The organism is Janthinobacterium sp. JC611, from assembly GCF_018682595.1.
In the GTDB taxonomy this organism is placed as follows: domain Bacteria; phylum Pseudomonadota; class Gammaproteobacteria; order Burkholderiales; family Burkholderiaceae_D; genus Janthinobacterium.
In genome coordinates this window covers 159,877-174,894 of record NZ_JAFLJN010000025.1, presented here as the reverse complement: position 1 = coordinate 174,894, position 15,018 = coordinate 159,877, and the positions used below count along the sequence as shown (strand labels likewise).

Below are 15,018 nucleotides of genomic sequence, written 5' to 3'. Positions count from 1 at the left end.
TGTACGCCAAGCCGTCCACCCTTGCAGACCACCGCTCCGTCTTAACCGGCGCCCGTTTTCGACTGGCGCGGCAAGGGCGTGCCCGGCTTCCATTTGGCCGACAGGGCTTGGCCCTCCTCGACTTGCTCATGCGTCATCTTGCGCACCACGGCGGCGCGCTGGTCGGCCGCGTTCGCGTTGCCATTCGCCGCCGCCAGATTCCACAGCATGTAGGCGATGACGTTGTCCTGCTGCACGCCGCCCATGTGGTAGCGGTACATCAGACCCAGCACCTGCTGCGCCTCGGCATGGTTCTGCTCGGCAGCCTTGCGGAACCAGCCCACGGCCTGCTTGTGGTCTTGCAGCACGGCGTTGCCCGTGTAATACATGGCGCCCACCACATACTGGGCGTCGGCCTTGCCCTGCTCGGCCGCCTTGCGGTGCCAGAACATGGCTTGCTTGTAATCCTGCGGCAAGCCCCGCCCCATGTAATACATCAAGCCCAGCAAATGCTGGGCATCGGCGTTGCCGGTCTTAGCAAGGGGCAATATTTCCTTGTAGGCTAGCGCGTAATTCTTGTTGTTGTAGGCGCTGGCGCCTTCGACGAAGCCAGCCCGCGCGGGTAGCTGTATCGTCAACAGCATGAGTAATGTAATGATCAGTTTTTTCATCGGAATGGGATGTGGTCTGACTGCTTTTTCTTTTCTTATCCTGACTTGGCCAGGATCCCCTTACTTCCAGCTAACTTTGCCCAGGCCCTCGACGCTGACATCGCGGTTGGCTGGCTTGCCGTACACCACCACCGAACCGAGTCCGCTCAAGTTCAGCTTGGCATTCGCATGGGCATTGACCGTGGCATTGCCCAGGCCGCTCAATTCCAGGTTCACGGCATCGGCTTCGAACTGCTGCGCATTCAGGCTGCCCAGGCCGCCCAGGCTGGCCTTCAGGAGGCGCCCGCGTCCGCCCAGCACGACCGAGCCCGCGCCCTGCAAGTCCAGCTCGGCCCGCTCATTGTTGCCGATCCAGAGCTGCATGCTGCCCACGCCGCCCAGGCTGGCATTGAGCTTGCGGTAATCGCCCACCAGCTTGATGCTGCCCGCCCCTTCCAGCGACAGGGTCAGCTCCTCGCCCTTGAAACCCGTGATGTCCGTGCTGCCGAAGCCTTCCGAACTCAGCTCGCGCAAGTTCGGCAAGACGAGGTCGGCGCGGATCGACGAAGGGCCGAGCTTGAAGCCACGCACTTCCGTTTCGATGTGCAGGGTGTCGCCGCTTTGCGCCGTGCTGACGTCGGCGATGTAGCGCTTGTCGGCCGTGATGCTCAGCGAAGGGACGTTGCCCTGGCGAATGCGCACCTCCATCACGCCGTCGAGCTTGACCCTCACCACGCGGGCGTCGACGTTGCGCATTTCCAGCAGGCGGGTCTCGGCGGCCACGCCGCGCACCAGGCCCAGAGTCGCCAGGAACAGCAGCGCCAGTTGCAGTGTCTTTTTCATGTAGTGCATCCTCGGTATCTTGTTTTTATCTGTCAGGCCGCCCGCCAAGGGGTGCCGGCATTGCTCGCGCAACAGCACTGTAGCAGTGCCGAAAATTGCTGACAATCAATTATGCAAACTGCGCTTTTTCGGTGGCGCTCAGGCGCTTGGCCTTGACCACCACCACGTGCATGGCAGCCTTGTGCGCCGGCGCGGCCAGGGTGGCCGTGGAGCTGGCCACTTGCATGGCCGGGGCGGCCGGGGCGATGGCGTAGCAGCTGGCACCGGCCAGGATGGCGGCGGCAACGGCAATGATTTCCATGTTTTTGGCGACGTTCATGTTGTTCTCCTCGGGTGTCTGGCAGTGGGCTTGCGGTATGGTGTCACTATAGCCATACCGCTCCCGGCAGACACGCCGATTGCGACGAACTGCGCTTTTGGCAGGCTGGCCTGACAAAAACGCGGATGAACGTCACTCCATCAGAGTCCGTCTTAAAACTCTTCCCACTCGTCAGCGCCGGACTTGGCCGCCTTGACGGGCTTGGCCGGCGACAGCGCGCGGGCTGGCGCGCGCGGCGCAGCGGCAGGAGCGGCCGGCTTCGCCTTGAGGCGCGTCACGGGCGCGGGTGACGCGGCAGGGCCCGCATCACCGAGGCGGAACATGCCGACGGCTTGCGCCAGGTCCACGGCCTGTTCCTGCAGGCTTTCCGCGGCAGCGGCGGCTTGCTCGACGAGGGCCGCGTTTTGCTGCGTCATGGTATCCATGTGCGTGACGGCCGTATTGATCTCGCCGATGCCGGCGCTCTGTTCCCGGCTGGCCACCGTGATCTCGCTCATGATGGCCGTCAATTGCTGCACCGACGCCACCACCTGGTCCATGGTCTGGCCCGCCTCATCGACGAGGCGGCCGCCCGCATCCACCTTCGCCACCGAGTCGCCGATCAATTCCTTGATTTCCTTGGCCGCGCCGGCAGAGCGTTGCGCCAGGTTGCGCACTTCGGAGGCCACCACGGCAAAGCCCCTGCCCTGCTCGCCCGCGCGCGCCGCCTCGACGGCCGCGTTCAGGGCCAGGATATTCGTCTGGAAGGCGATGCCGTCGATCACGCCGATGATGTCGACGATCTTGCGCGAGCTTTCCTGGATGCCGGCCATGGTGCCCACCACCAGCTGCACCACGCGGCCGCCCTTGGCCGCCACTTCCGAGGCGGACACGGCCAGCTCGTTGGCCGCATGCGCGTTTTCCGCATTCTGCTTGACGGTCGAGGTCAGCTCATCCATCGAACTGGCGGTCTCTTCCAGCGCGCCCGCCTGTGCTTCCGTGCGCGACGACAGGTCGGCATTGCCGGCGGCGATATCGGCCGACTCGCTGCGCACCAAGGTGCTGATGCTGCGGATCTGCACCAGCACGGTGGCGATCTTTTCCACGAACACATTGAAGGCCTTGGCGATCTGCGCCAGCTCGTCCGTGCCTTCCGCATCGAGGCGGCTGGTCAGGTCGCCGTCGCCCGTGGCGATCGCTTGCATCGCATCGCGCACCAGGCCCAGGCGGCGCAGGGCGCGCGCCACCAGCACGCTCAACACCGCAGCGGCCAGGGCCAGCACCAGCAAGGCCGTCAGGGCCGAGGCGCGCAGCATGGAGGTCAATGCTTGCGTCGCCTCAGCTCGGTCGAGCACGGTCGCCAGCAGCCAGTCGCTGCCCGGCACCTTACTCACATGCAAGATACCGTTACGGTCGCCGAGACGGATGGCGGCGCCGTCGCCGCTCTTTTCGATATCGGCCAGCGCCTGCGCGCTCAGGCCCGGGTCGAGCTCGGCCAGCGGTTTCAGGGTCAGCTTGCCGTCCGGGTGGGCGATGATCTTGCCGCCGCCATCGACGAGGAAGGCGTAGCTGGACGCCGTCGGCTTGATCGAGGCGACGTTTTGCACCACGGCATCCATCATCACGTCGGCCGCCATCACGCCCGTCACGCTGCCCTTGCCGCCCAGCGGCTCGGCGAACGTCACCACCAGCTTGCCCGTGCTGGCGCCGATATACGGCGCCGTGATGACGGGGCCGCCCGCTTCGGACGCCAGCTTGTACCAGGGCCGCGCCGTGGGATCGTAGTCGGCGGCGCGCTTGCGCTCCTGCGAAAAGACGGCATGCTTGTCGGCAAAGCCGACATACGCCATGTCGAAGGTGCCCGCCTGCTCGGCCGCCTTCAGGGCCGGCAGCGGATCGGCCGCCGTGGCGCCCTGCTTGAGCGAACCCACGACGGCTTGCTTGGAACGCAGCCATTCGGCGATGGCTTGCGCATGGCTGTGCGACAACTGCAGCATCTGCGTGTCGAGCGCGGCCAGGGTGCTGGAGCGCGTGGTGAAAAAATTGGCGATGGCGACGGCCAGCATGGCCAGCACGACAATGGAAACGGCGATGGCGATCAGCCGCGCCTTAAGGGAGGACAACATGGTGCATCCAATAAAAAAGAGAAAATCGGGAGGGATGCGCCATGGTCGATGAATAAGATTTTGTCGTCAAGCAATACCGACTATCAATTACCCATAAACAACAATTGATACCACATATTAACTATGGTTCGCCGCGCAGCTTGCGCAAGGCCGGCGATTCGCCACCCGTCGCTTCGATGCGGAAGCGGGCAAATGCCAGCTCCAGTTCGGGGTACTGGCGCAAGCCCCCCTCGGTAAAATAGCGCCCGCCGGGGATATCGCCCCACGGCAGGGGCGCCGTCAAGGCGCCGCTGGCCGCCAGTGCCAGCAGCGGCTCCAGCGCGCCGCGCAGGTCGGCCACCTGCGCATCGGCGCTCGCCAGGCGGGCCAGCCACTGTTCCAGGTCGGCGGCGAGGGCTTGCAAGCGCGGTTGATCCATCATCTCTCCTCAATTCTTGATCGTGCCGATCAGCACGGGGGCCGACCACAGGCTGCGGTTGGGCAGCAAATACTGCTGTGCCCCACCCTTGCGCCGCACCAGCCCGCCCAGCTCTTCCGTCGGTGCCACCTGGCTGACGAACACGTTGACGGTGCCCTTGGGCATGATCTGATACACATCATACAGCGGCGCCTCGCTCTTCAAGGGCAAGCCGAAACAGTCGGCCAGGCTGGCGCATTGGCCCGAAGCGCGCTGCAATTGCGCGCTGGTGGTGAAGTACGGCGAATACGGCGATACATTCTGGCCATGCGGCACGATCTTCACCAGCGCGGACGACATCGGCTGCTGCTCCGGCAAGGTGCTGCCCGAAGCGAGCTGCTCGACGGCCCGCGCGTAAATCGTTTCGGCTGGCGCGGCGGGATCGGCGGCGCGCAGCTCGCGCAGGAATTGCTGACCCGGTGCGCTGTCCAGGTAAGGATCGATGACTTCGCGCTGCACGCCCGCCGTCTTGAAGGTGCTGAGGTCATTGATTTCGCGCGCATGCACGGCGCGCAAGGCGTCGAGGTCTTGCGCCGGCATGGCCGCAGACGCGGCGGCGATGGGGATGGGCAGCGGCACCGGCGTGGGTGCGTTGTCCAGCTGCGCCCGGACACCGGGCGCGACGGCAAGCAGAAAGGCGGCGGCCAGGCCGCGGAATGTGCGCATGCTGCATCTCCTTGGAAGACTCGTTCAGGGGAAAATCCCCTCCGAATCTACAGAGAGCGGCAGCGGCCAATGCGAGCTGGATCAAGGCCGATGCACAAGGCGGCACACGCCTTCGATACAGCGCAAACGACGCGCATAAAAAAACCGCCAGGGCTTGCGCGCTGGCGGTTTGTTGAAGCTGCGGCCGAAGCCGCATTCAAGCTAACTTAAGCGGCTGGCGCTTCGTTGCCTTCGGCAGCTTTCATCGACAGCTTCAGGCGGCCGCGGTCGTCCGTTTCCAGCACTTTCACACGCACCAGCTGGCCTTCTTTCAGGTAGTCGGCCACGGCGTTGACGCGCTCGTTGGCGATCTGCGAGATGTGCAGCAAGCCGTCCTTGCCTGGCATGACTTGCACGATGGCGCCGAAGTCCAGCAGTTTCAGCACGGTGCCTTCGTAGGTCTTGCCCACTTCGACGGAGGCGGTCAGCTCTTCGATGCGGCGCTTGGCTTCCTGGCCGGCTTGCGCGTCGACGGAAGCGATGGTGACCACGCCTTCGTCGCTGATGTCGATCTGGGTGCCCGTCTCTTCGGTCAGCGCGCGGATCACGGCGCCGCCCTTGCCGATCACGTCACGGATTTTTTCCGGGTTGATCTTGATGGTGATCAGACGCGGTGCGAAATCGGACAGTTCGGTTTTGACGTGCGGCATGGCTTTTTGCATTTCGCCCAGGATGTGCTCGCGGCCTTCCTTGGCTTGCGCCAATGCCACTTGCATGATTTCCTTGGTGATGCCCATGATCTTGATGTCCATCTGCAGCGCCGTGATACCGTTGCGGGTACCGGCTACCTTGAAGTCCATGTCGCCCAGGTGATCTTCGTCGCCCAGGATGTCGGACAGCACGGCAAACTTGCCGCCTTCCTTGATCAGGCCCATGGCGATACCGGCCACGTGTTCTTTCATCGGCACGCCGGCGTCCATCAGTGCCAGGCAGCCGCCGCACACGGAAGCCATCGACGAGGAACCGTTCGATTCCGTGATTTCCGACACCAGGCGCACCGAGTAGCTGAACTCTTCGGCGGCTGGCAGGGCGGCGATCAGCGCGCGCTTGGCCAGGCGGCCGTGACCGATTTCGCGGCGTTTCGGCGTACCGACGCGGCCCGTTTCGCCGGTGGCGAACGGAGGCATGTTGTAATGCAGCATGAACGAATCGGTGAACTCGCCCATCAGCGCATCGATCTTCTGGCTGTCGCGGGCGGTGCCCAGGGTGGCGACGACCAGCGCTTGCGTTTCGCCGCGCGTGAACAGGGCCGAACCGTGGGTGCGTGGCAGGACGCTGGTGCGGATCGAGATCGGACGCACGGTGCGCGTGTCGCGGCCGTCGATGCGTGGCTCGCCGTCCAGGATTTGCGAGCGCACGATTTTCGCTTCGATGTCGAACAGGATGTTGTTCACTTCCGCGCTGTCGATCGACGCGCCGCCGGCGGCAGCCGCTTCGGCCGTCAGGTCGGCGATCACCTCTGACGTCGCCGCTTTCAGCTTGGCCGTACGCTCTTGCTTGTCCTTGGTTTGATACGCGTCATTGATCTTGGCGTTGGCGAAATGCGCGACGCGGGCGATCAGTGCTTCGTTCTTCGGCGCAGGCGCCCATTCCACTTCCGGCTTGCCGCCGTCACGCACCAGGTCGTGAATCGCGTCGATGACGACTTTCATCTGGTCGTGGCCGAAGACCACGGCGCCCAGCATGATTTCTTCGGACAGCTGCTGCGCTTCCGATTCGACCATCAGCACGGCCGTTTCGGTACCGGCGACCACCAGGTCCATTTGCGACGTTTTCAGTTGCTGCACGGTCGGGTTCAGGATGTACTGGCCGTTGGCGTAACCGACGCGCGCGGCGCCGATCGGACCGTTGAAAGGCACGCCCGAGACGCACAGGGCAGCCGATGCGCCGATCATGGCGGCGATGTCCGGATCGATTTCAGGGTTGACCGACAGCACGTGAATGATCACTTGCACTTCGTTCAGGTAGCCTTCCGGGAACAGCGGACGGATAGGACGGTCGATCAAACGGGATGTCAGTGTTTCTTTTTCGGAAGGACGGCCTTCGCGCTTGAAAAAACCGCCCGGGATTTTACCGGCAGCATAGGTTTTTTCGACATAATCAACCGTCAAAGGGAAGAAATCCTGGCCTGGCTTGGCATCTTTGCGTGCCACCACCGTTGCCAGAACGACGGTATCTTCGATCGACACCAGCACTGCGCCGGATGCCTGACGTGCGATTTCGCCGGTTTCCAGGGTCACTTGGTGTTGACCGTACTGGAAGGTTTTCGTAACTTTGTTAAACATGGGGTATCCCTTTTCTAATTGCCGACAGATTTTCAGGGGCTGTCGTTCACCTCACCACAGGCGGCAGAATGATGCTTGCCGTCTTTGCTACTTTACTTTTAAAACAATCGCGCCACAGAGCATACCTTACTCAGCGGCAGGAATTCGGTATTTCAAATGACAAAATGCCCGCGTCAGCGAACTGGCGCAGGCATTTCTGTATAAACCTTGTACGGCAAAAATTACTTGCGCAGACCAAGTTTAGCGATCAGGTCGCGATAACGGGTAGCGTCTTTAGCCTTCAGGTAGGACAACAGGCTCTTGCGACGGTTGACCATCATGATCAGGCCGCGGCGGGAGTGGTGATCTTTCGAGTGGGCTTTGAAGTGGCCGTTCAGTTCGTTGATGCGAGCTGTCAGCAGTGCAACTTGCACTTCAGGGGAGCCGGTGTCGTTTTGACCACGTGCGTTGTCCGCGATGATAGCGGCTTTGTTGATGTTTTCTACTGTCATGATAAACCTTTCACATGCGGTGCACAGAGTCTGAACCCTATCCACCGTGAACTACGATGATTGAAATACTGGCCTATGCTGCCAACCAGACGCGCAAGTATATCGGAAAAATGCCCGCCTGTATCCTGCCGTGCGGCCTTTTCTCGGTGCATGATAGGATTTTCCTGCATTTCAGGAGGTCAAACATGAAAAATCTGCTCAAATTAGCAACACCACTGCTGCTGGCCGCGCTGGCCGGCTGCGCCAGCTGGAACGCCCCGCCGCCGCAGCCGGGCGAACCGCGCGCCGCCGTGGAAGCGCGCCTGGGCCGGCCGACGGCCATCTACTCACTGCCCACGGGCCCGGAACTGGAATACGCGACGGGACCGTACGGCCAGTACACGTATATGGCCCGCTTCGGCCCCGACGACAAGCTCATTTCCTACGAGCAAGTGCTCGACACGCCGGGCTTTGCCCGCATCAAGGTGGGCGTGTCGACCCAGCAAGACGTGCTGCATACCCTGGGCCGCCCGACGGAAACATCGTATTTGTCGCTGCCCAAGCTCTACGTCTGGTCTTACCGCTACAAGGAATCGGGCGTGTGGGATTCCATGATGCACGTGCACTTCGACCACGACGGCATCGTGCGCATGATGATGAACGGACCCGATCCGGCCAAGGAAGAGCGGCGCTTCTTCTGGTAGAACATTACCGGCGTAACGACGCCTGATAAAACCGTAGCGAGCGGAAGAGAGAGGTGGCTAAGAAGCGCAACCGTGCTCTAGTACGGTGAGCATCGCAGGCCACCTATATCGACGCGCAGTAGGTTGAGTCAGGCGTCCTGCCTACGGTTGCGGGTCGATACGCTCATCCTTTGCATGTAATTTGTTGAGCGCCGACAAATACGCCTTGGCCGACGCGACGATGATGTCCGGGTCGGCGCCCACGCCGTTGACGATGCGCCCGTCGCGCGACAGGCGCATCGTCACTTCGCCCTGCGACTGCGTGCCCGTGCTGATGGCGTTGACGGAGAACAAGACCAGCTCCGCGCCGCTGGCGGCCGCGCTTTCGATGGCGTTGACGGTGGCGTCGACGGGGCCGTCGCCCCGCCCTTCGCAGCTCAGTTGCTTGCCGCCGACGAGAAACTCCACGCGCGCATGGGGCACGGCGCCCGTCGTCGAGTGCTGCGTCAGGGAAATAAAGCGGTAGTGCTCACTCTCCTGCGCCTGCTGCTCCTCGCTGACGAGGGCCATGATGTCTTCATCGAAGATCTCGGATTTCCGGTCCGCCAGTTCCTTGAAGCGGATGAAGGCGGCATTGATGTCCGCCTCCGATTCCAGCGCGATGCCCAGCTCCTGCAAGCGCTGCTTGAACGCGTTGCGACCCGACAGTTTCCCCAGCACGATCTTGTTGGCCGTCCAGCCCACGTCTTCGGCGCGCATGATTTCATACGTCTCGCGCGCTTTCAATATGCCGTCCTGGTGGATGCCGGAGGCGTGCGCAAAGGCGTTCGCGCCCACCACGGCCTTGTTCGGCTGCACGGCAAAGCCCGTGATCTGCGACACCATCTTGGAGGCCGCCACGATTTGCGTCGTGTCGATGCCCACCGTCAAGTTGTAATAGGCGGCGCGCGTGCGCAGCGCCATCACCACTTCTTCCAGCGCCGTGTTGCCGGCCCGCTCGCCCAGGCCGTTGATCGTGCATTCGATCTGCCGCGCGCCGCCGATCATGACACCGGCCAGCGAATTGGCCACGGCCAGACCCAGGTCGTTATGACAGTGGACGGACCAGATGGCCTTGTCGGCGTTCGGGATGCGTTCGCGCAAGCGGCGGATGGTGGCGCCGAAGATCTCCGGCACGGCGTAGCCCACCGTATCGGGGAAATTGATGGTGGTGGCGCCCTCGGCGATCACCGCTTCCAGCACGCGGCACAAAAAATCTTCGTCGGAGCGGCTGCCGTCTTCCGGACTGAATTCGATGTCGTCCGTGAACTGGCGCGCATAGCGCACGGCGTTCTGCGCCTGCGTCAGCACTTGCTCGGGCGTCATGCGCAGCTTCATCTGCATGTGCAGGGGCGAGGTGGCGATAAACGTGTGGATGCGCTTGCGCTCGGCCGGCGCCAGGGCTTCGGCGGCGCGGGCGATGTCGCGGTCGTTGGCGCGCGACAGCGAACAGATGGTGGACTCGCGCACGGCGCCGGCTATCGCCCGTATCGACTCGAAGTCGCCCTGCGAGGCGGCGGCGAAGCCCGCTTCGATGACGTCGACTTTCAGGCGCTCGAGCTGCCTGGCGATGCGCAGCTTTTCCTCGCGCGTCATGGAGGCGCCCGGCGATTGCTCGCCGTCGCGCAAGGTGGTGTCAAAAATGATGAGTCGGTTGCTGGTGGTCATGGCTGCTCCTGGCTGGCTGAAGACTGGCGACGCTACCGACTCGGCACATCAATGCTCGGGGTCGGTCTGGATAATGCTGACGGGCTTGCCCTTCGCCATGCGCCAGAAAAACACGGCGTAGCCGGACAGGCCATAGGCGACGAAAATCGGGAACAGCACTTTCGGCGGGTCGATGGAGATAAGCGCGAAGAACAATGCCAGCAGGAATACCACGATGAAGGGCACGGACTTGCGGAAATTCACATCCTTGAAGCTGTAGAACGGCACGTTGGTGACCATGGTCAGGCCCGAGAACAGGGCGATCGCCCACGAGACCCAGGCCAGCTGGTTGCCGGCGAATTCCAGGTCGTTCATCAGCAGGATGAAGCCGGCCACCATGGCCGCCGCCGCCGGGCTGGGCAAGCCCTGGAAGAAGCGCTTGTCGACCACGGCGATATTCGTGTTGAAGCGGGCCAGGCGCAAGGCGGCGCCGGCGCAATACACGAAGGCGGCCAGCCAGCCCAGCTTGCCCATGCCGCGCAGCGACCATTCGTAGATCACCAGCGCCGGCGCGGCGCCGAACGACACCATGTCGGACAGGCTGTCGTACTGGGCGCCGAATTCGCTCTGCGTATTCGTCAGGCGGGCGATGCGGCCGTCGAGGCCGTCGAGGATCATGGCGATGAAGATGGCCCAGGCCGCGTGTTCGAACTTCTGGTTCATGGCCATGACGATGGCGTAGAAGCCGCAAAACAGGGCTGCCGTCGTGAAGGCGTTCGGCAACAGGTAGATGCCGCGGCGGCGCAAGGTTTTCTTGCCAGTGCCATCGGTCACCGGCTGGCGCACGAATTTGCTGAAGCGGGACGCTTTGGATGCTGCGGGGGTGCCGTTCTTGCCTCTACGACGGGGGAAGTTTGCCATGTTGTTCCATATCTTGTGTACTGCGGGGTATCGGTGCCAGAAGGCGGGCGCATGACTGTCAAGGCATGCGCCCGCCGATGTTGTCATTATAGAGGAGCCACCGCCAAAGAAAAGCGCGGCGGCGTCAAGCCGGCAATATTGATCCCGAATCTAGCCTTATTTGAACTTGACCTTCGCCACCAGGCCCATGTTGAGGGTCGTTTCGCCTGCCTCGAAGCTCGGTTCGGCCACCTGGCTGCCGCCATAGCCCATGGAGTCGGCGCTCATGCTGCGCGCGCCGGCCACGCTGACGCGCTGCGCGTAATTGCCCGAGCCTTCGAAATCGATGGTGTCGATCACGGCATCATTGACATTGCGGCCCATGGCGCCGGCGATGGCGGCCACGCGCTCGTTCAAGTTCTTGTAGGCGGCGGCGATGCGCTGGTCGTCGAGCTTGCGGATGGTGGCGGGCGCCAGGCCGAAGTTCAGGCGGTTCAGGGTCAGCACGCCTTGTGCCGCCGACACGGTCTTCGGCAAGGCGGCCAGATTCGTCGTCGTCACCTGCAGGTACTGGCCCACGCGCCAGCCGGTCGGCACGCGCGGCTTGGCGGCGACGCCCGGCGGCAGGGGCGCCGTTTCCGGGTACACGGCGTACGTGTAGTAGCCCTGGGTCTTCAGCACGGCTTGCGGATCGGCTTTCTTGACGATGGCCGCGCCCTGGTTCATCTTCTGGTTGACGCGCGAGGCGGCGGCGGCCTTGTCCTTGTCCTGCTCTTCGATGGCCAGGGTGACGGTCACCTGGTCGTTCGCATGCACGACTTCGCCATTCGCGGGCACCACCACGAGGGTGCCGGAGGTGGGCAGGCTTTGCGCCTGGGCGGACATGGCAACGGTAGCGGCGGCGGTAACGACAGCGGCGGCCAGCATGGTTTTCATGACGGTCATGGTGTTCTCCTGAAAAATAATGGGGCAAAAACAACCATGGGGCCAACAGCCCCATGATTTTTAACACAGTCTAACGCGGAAATGTTTCCACGCTAACGCACTTACTTGAACTTGACCTTGCCGACGACACGCATGTCGAGCGTCGTTTCGCCCGGCTCGAAGCTCGGTTCGGCGACGGTGCTGTCTTCGGCCATCTTGGCGCTGCGCATCATCATCGGTGCGGCGGCAGCACGGTTTTCGGTGACATAGTTGCCCGAGCCTTCGAAGTCCACCGTATCGAGCACGGCGTCGGAAACGTTGCGGCCCATGGCCTTGGCGATGGCGGCCACGCGCTCGTTCAGGTTCTTGTACGTGGCGGCGATGCGCTGGTCATCCAGCAAGCGGATGGTTTCCGGCTTCAGGCCGAAATTCAAGCCGTTCAGGGTCAGCACGCCTTGCGCCGCCGACACGGTCTTTGGCAGGGACGCCAGGTTGGCCGTCGTCACTTCCAGATACTGGCCGACTCTCCAGGCCGTCGGCAAGCGCGGCTTGGCGACGGCACCGGCCGGCAGCGGACGCTCGTCCGGGTACACGGGATAGGTGTAGTAGCCGTACGATTTGAGTGCCGCCGACGGGTCGGCCTGCTTGACGATGGCGATGCCCTTGTTCATCTTCTGGTTGACTCGCGACGCGGCGGCGGCCTTGTCCTTGTCCTGTTCTTCCACGGCCAGGGTGGCGACCACCTGGTCATTGACATGCTTGACTTCGCCGAATGCGGGTACGACCACCAGGGTGCCGGAAGTCGGCAGGGATTGGGCTTGTGCGCTCAGGGCAACGGTGGCGGCGGCGGCAACAAGGACGGATTTCATCACGGTCATGGGGTACTCCTAGGTAGTTAATGTGGCTGACAGCCCGCGAAAGGGGCGCTTTTGCCACCCCTTTCGTCTGAGAAACTTGTCAAACTGTGTAGATTCTAACGCCTCATTCATTCCTGTGGCGCAAATTAACAAATCGTCACAAAATGCGCTTGCCAGTCACATCTGCTCACATTTCAACACACCGGCACTCAAAATAACAGCGTTATCAGTGACCCAGCACCGCACCGCCGCTGCGCCGGCCCGGCTTGAAACTGTAACGCTGCGCGCGCCAGGCGATGGCCAGGGCCACCAGCAGCAAGGCCAGCATGGCCCATGGGAACGCTGCCGCGCCATAGCCGTCGAGCAGCAAGCCGCCCGCCAGGCCGCCACCGGCGATGGCCACGTTCCAGATGGTCGCCACCATCGCCTGCGCCACATCCATGCCGTCGCCGGCCGCGTCGGCCGACGCCGTCTGCAGCAGGGTGCCGGCGCCGCCGAAGGTGACGCCCCAGACGGCCATGCTGACGTAGATGACGGCCGGCGCATCCATCGCCAGGCCCAGCGCCACCACCACGCAGGCAAACGCGGCGATGCAGCCCAGCACGAGCTTGCGCAGCCAGCGGTCGATCAGCTGGCTGACCAGCCAGATGCCGGCCAGCGAGCCCACGCCATACACGAGCAGCACCAGGTCGACGCGCGGGCGCAGGCCGGACGGCGCCAGGAACGGGGCTATATAGGTATAGAGGATGTTATGCGCCAGCATCCAGGCGACGATGACGGCCAAAATCGGCCGCACGCCCGGCGTCATGAACACCTGGCGGATCGACAGCCGTTCGCCATTCTTTTGCCCCGGATAATCGGGCACGGCCAGCAGCACCCACGCGACCAGCACCACGGCCAGGCCCGACATGATGCCGAAGATGCTGCGCCAGCCCAGCACGCCGCCCATCAACGTCCCCAGCGGCACGCCCAGCGACAGGGCCAGCGGCGTGCCGATCATGGCGATGGCCATCGCCCTGCCCTGCTGCTCGACGGACACCATGCGGCGCGCATAGCCGGCCATCAAGCCCCAGGCCAGGCCAGCAGCCATGCCCGTCACGAAGCGCGAGACGAGGGCGACGAGGTAGTTGGGCGCCAGGGCCGTTGCCGTATTGAAGATCAAAAAGCCTATGATGGCCAGCAGCAAGACATTGCGCCGGCGCCAGGTACTCGTCAGCGCCGTCAGGGGAATGGCCGTCAGGATGGAGCCGATGGCGTACACGGTGACCAGCTGCCCCGTTACGACTTCGGAAATGCCGAGGTCGCGGGCAATCTGCGGCAGCAGGCCGGCCGGCAAGGTTTCCGACAGGAGGGCAAGAAACGCCGTCATGGCCAGGGCCAGCAAGGCCAGGACGGGAATGGAAGAGTCAACAGCAGCCTGCGAGGGCGCCGTGGCGGTGATACGGTCAGTCATGGGGGGCCTTCTGGTTGCGCAGGCGCTCAATCAAACTGGCGCCTGGCGTGCTACGAAAGCGGTGATGCGCGTTGCGGTCGGCAGATACCGAAACAGATGCAGTCCATGGAAAACTGCAAAGGAAGGGCGGGATTATATAGGAATATGAAAAGACAGGAGGCGGGCGAAAAACGTGCGCGCCAAACCAGCCGTGCTCAGGCTAGCGTCATGCAGGCATCATTGGCCGCCTTGCGTGGCGAAAACCAGGCATTCGATTTCGGGCTGTACAGGAAGACGCAGATGACGGCGAACATGAGCGCACCAGGCAAGACGTCCATCTTGACCGGCAAGGTCGCCAGGCAGAGCGCAATGTCGATCACGCCCCACACCAGATACACCGTGCGCGCGCCACGCTGCCTTTGCAGCATGGCCAGCGCCGCCACCAGAGTAATGCCCTGGCTGAAGAGCAAGATCGCGTATTGCGCCCCGGCGGGAATCACGCCGTCCCGCATTCCGGCCAGCATGGCGGGATCGTTGCGGCCGAGGTAAGCCGACACCAGCGCCAACAGCGAGGCGAGGATCAGAAACCAGCAGCTGATGGCAACGGAGACGGGGCGCTTGAGCACATGAAGATTCCCGACAAAAACTTTAGAAAAAACAAGCATGAGGCTGACGGTATTGTTGAATGGGCCTGATTGTAACGGATGTTGCCTGCCAGGCAGC

15 protein-coding genes are annotated in these 15,018 nt (G+C 63.1%); 1 reads left to right on the top strand and 14 read right to left on the bottom strand.

The annotated features are described in order from the left end of the window. Nucleotides 1-41: 41 nt before the first annotated feature. From J0O65_RS18950 to rpsO, 8 genes are all read right to left on the bottom strand, one after another. Nucleotides 42-650 carry a tetratricopeptide repeat protein gene (locus tag J0O65_RS18950; RefSeq protein WP_215408800.1) on the bottom strand — a complete coding sequence of 203 codons (609 nt, stop codon included), beginning with the start codon at nt 648-650 and terminating at the stop codon, nt 42-44. Nucleotides 651-710: 60 nt separating this feature from the next. Then, nucleotides 711-1,472: a GIN domain-containing protein gene (locus tag J0O65_RS18945; RefSeq protein ID WP_215408799.1), complete on the bottom strand. Its 762-nt coding sequence runs from the start codon at nt 1,470-1,472 to the stop codon at nt 711-713. Nucleotides 1,473-1,581: 109 nt separating this feature from the next. After that, entirely contained in the window at nt 1,582-1,791 is a 210-nt protein-coding gene (locus tag J0O65_RS18940; protein WP_215408798.1) for a hypothetical protein, read from the bottom strand. 152 nt (nt 1,792-1,943) lie between these two features. Further along, nucleotides 1,944-3,896 (bottom strand): methyl-accepting chemotaxis protein, encoded by a 1,953-nt coding sequence (locus J0O65_RS18935; RefSeq protein ID WP_215408797.1) that lies wholly within the window; start codon nt 3,894-3,896, stop codon nt 1,944-1,946. Nucleotides 3,897-4,017: 121 nt separating this feature from the next. After that, entirely contained in the window at nt 4,018-4,314 is a 297-nt protein-coding gene (locus tag J0O65_RS18930) for a hypothetical protein (protein WP_215408796.1), read from the bottom strand. A 9-nt stretch (nt 4,315-4,323) separates the two neighbouring features. Then, nucleotides 4,324-5,019: a hypothetical protein gene (locus J0O65_RS18925; protein WP_215408795.1), complete on the bottom strand. Its 696-nt coding sequence runs from the start codon at nt 5,017-5,019 to the stop codon at nt 4,324-4,326. A 206-nt stretch (nt 5,020-5,225) separates the two neighbouring features. Then, on the bottom strand, nt 5,226-7,343 hold the full coding sequence (gene pnp, locus J0O65_RS18920; RefSeq protein WP_215408794.1) for a polyribonucleotide nucleotidyltransferase: 2,118 nt from the start codon (nt 7,341-7,343) through the stop codon (nt 5,226-5,228). A 221-nt stretch (nt 7,344-7,564) separates the two neighbouring features. Then, on the bottom strand, nt 7,565-7,834 hold the full coding sequence (gene rpsO, locus J0O65_RS18915) for a 30S ribosomal protein S15 (protein ID WP_010399743.1): 270 nt from the start codon (nt 7,832-7,834) through the stop codon (nt 7,565-7,567). 185 nt (nt 7,835-8,019) lie between these two features. Here rpsO and bamE point away from each other — a divergent pair, with 185 nt between their 5' ends. Beyond that, the gene (gene bamE, locus J0O65_RS18910) at nt 8,020-8,517 is read left to right on the top strand and encodes an outer membrane protein assembly factor BamE domain-containing protein (RefSeq protein ID WP_215408793.1); all 498 of its coding nucleotides are present in this window, start codon (nt 8,020-8,022) and stop codon (nt 8,515-8,517) included. 141 nt (nt 8,518-8,658) lie between these two features. Here the strand turns inward: bamE and J0O65_RS18905 are convergent, their stop codons facing one another. From J0O65_RS18905 to J0O65_RS18880, 6 genes are all read right to left on the bottom strand, one after another. Beyond that, nucleotides 8,659-10,203: a 2-isopropylmalate synthase gene (locus J0O65_RS18905; protein ID WP_215408792.1), complete on the bottom strand. Its 1,545-nt coding sequence runs from the start codon at nt 10,201-10,203 to the stop codon at nt 8,659-8,661. A 48-nt stretch (nt 10,204-10,251) separates the two neighbouring features. Then, entirely contained in the window at nt 10,252-11,103 is an 852-nt protein-coding gene (pssA, locus tag J0O65_RS18900) for a CDP-diacylglycerol--serine O-phosphatidyltransferase (protein WP_077407095.1), read from the bottom strand. 156 nt (nt 11,104-11,259) lie between these two features. Next, entirely contained in the window at nt 11,260-12,027 is a 768-nt protein-coding gene (locus J0O65_RS18895; protein ID WP_215408791.1) for an SIMPL domain-containing protein, read from the bottom strand. A gap of 101 nt (nt 12,028-12,128) precedes the next feature. Beyond that, on the bottom strand, nt 12,129-12,884 hold the full coding sequence (locus J0O65_RS18890; RefSeq protein ID WP_215408790.1) for an SIMPL domain-containing protein: 756 nt from the start codon (nt 12,882-12,884) through the stop codon (nt 12,129-12,131). Between the two features lie 205 nt (nt 12,885-13,089). Next, entirely contained in the window at nt 13,090-14,316 is a 1,227-nt protein-coding gene (locus tag J0O65_RS18885) for an MFS transporter (protein ID WP_215408789.1), read from the bottom strand. Nucleotides 14,317-14,510: 194 nt separating this feature from the next. Then, on the bottom strand, nt 14,511-14,921 hold the full coding sequence (locus J0O65_RS18880; protein ID WP_215408788.1) for a hypothetical protein: 411 nt from the start codon (nt 14,919-14,921) through the stop codon (nt 14,511-14,513). Between the last annotated feature and the right edge of the window lie 97 nt (nt 14,922-15,018).

Excerpts from the sequence above, each read along its gene's own strand:
- bamE (WP_215408793.1), top strand. The coding sequence starts at position 8,020 with ATGAAAAATCTGCTCAAATTAGCAACACCACTGCTGCTGGCCGCGCTG.
- J0O65_RS18925 (WP_215408795.1), bottom strand. The coding sequence starts at position 5,019 with ATGCGCACATTCCGCGGCCTGGCCGCCGCCTTTCTGCTTGCCGTCGCG.
- J0O65_RS18890 (WP_215408790.1), bottom strand. The coding sequence starts at position 12,884 with ATGACCGTGATGAAATCCGTCCTTGTTGCCGCCGCCGCCACCGTTGCC.
- J0O65_RS18885 (WP_215408789.1), bottom strand. The coding sequence starts at position 14,316 with ATGACTGACCGTATCACCGCCACGGCGCCCTCGCAGGCTGCTGTTGAC.
- J0O65_RS18950 (WP_215408800.1), bottom strand. The coding sequence starts at position 650 with ATGAAAAAACTGATCATTACATTACTCATGCTGTTGACGATACAGCTA.
- J0O65_RS18930 (WP_215408796.1), bottom strand. The coding sequence starts at position 4,314 with ATGGATCAACCGCGCTTGCAAGCCCTCGCCGCCGACCTGGAACAGTGG.
- J0O65_RS18895 (WP_215408791.1), bottom strand. The coding sequence starts at position 12,027 with ATGACCGTCATGAAAACCATGCTGGCCGCCGCTGTCGTTACCGCCGCC.
- pssA (WP_077407095.1), bottom strand. The coding sequence starts at position 11,103 with ATGGCAAACTTCCCCCGTCGTAGAGGCAAGAACGGCACCCCCGCAGCA.
- J0O65_RS18945 (WP_215408799.1), bottom strand. The coding sequence starts at position 1,472 with ATGAAAAAGACACTGCAACTGGCGCTGCTGTTCCTGGCGACTCTGGGC.
- J0O65_RS18940 (WP_215408798.1), bottom strand. The coding sequence starts at position 1,791 with ATGAACGTCGCCAAAAACATGGAAATCATTGCCGTTGCCGCCGCCATC.
- pnp (WP_215408794.1), bottom strand. The coding sequence starts at position 7,343 with ATGTTTAACAAAGTTACGAAAACCTTCCAGTACGGTCAACACCAAGTG.
- rpsO (WP_010399743.1), bottom strand. The coding sequence starts at position 7,834 with ATGACAGTAGAAAACATCAACAAAGCCGCTATCATCGCGGACAACGCA.
- J0O65_RS18905 (WP_215408792.1), bottom strand. The coding sequence starts at position 10,203 with ATGACCACCAGCAACCGACTCATCATTTTTGACACCACCTTGCGCGAC.
- J0O65_RS18935 (WP_215408797.1), bottom strand. The coding sequence starts at position 3,896 with ATGTTGTCCTCCCTTAAGGCGCGGCTGATCGCCATCGCCGTTTCCATT.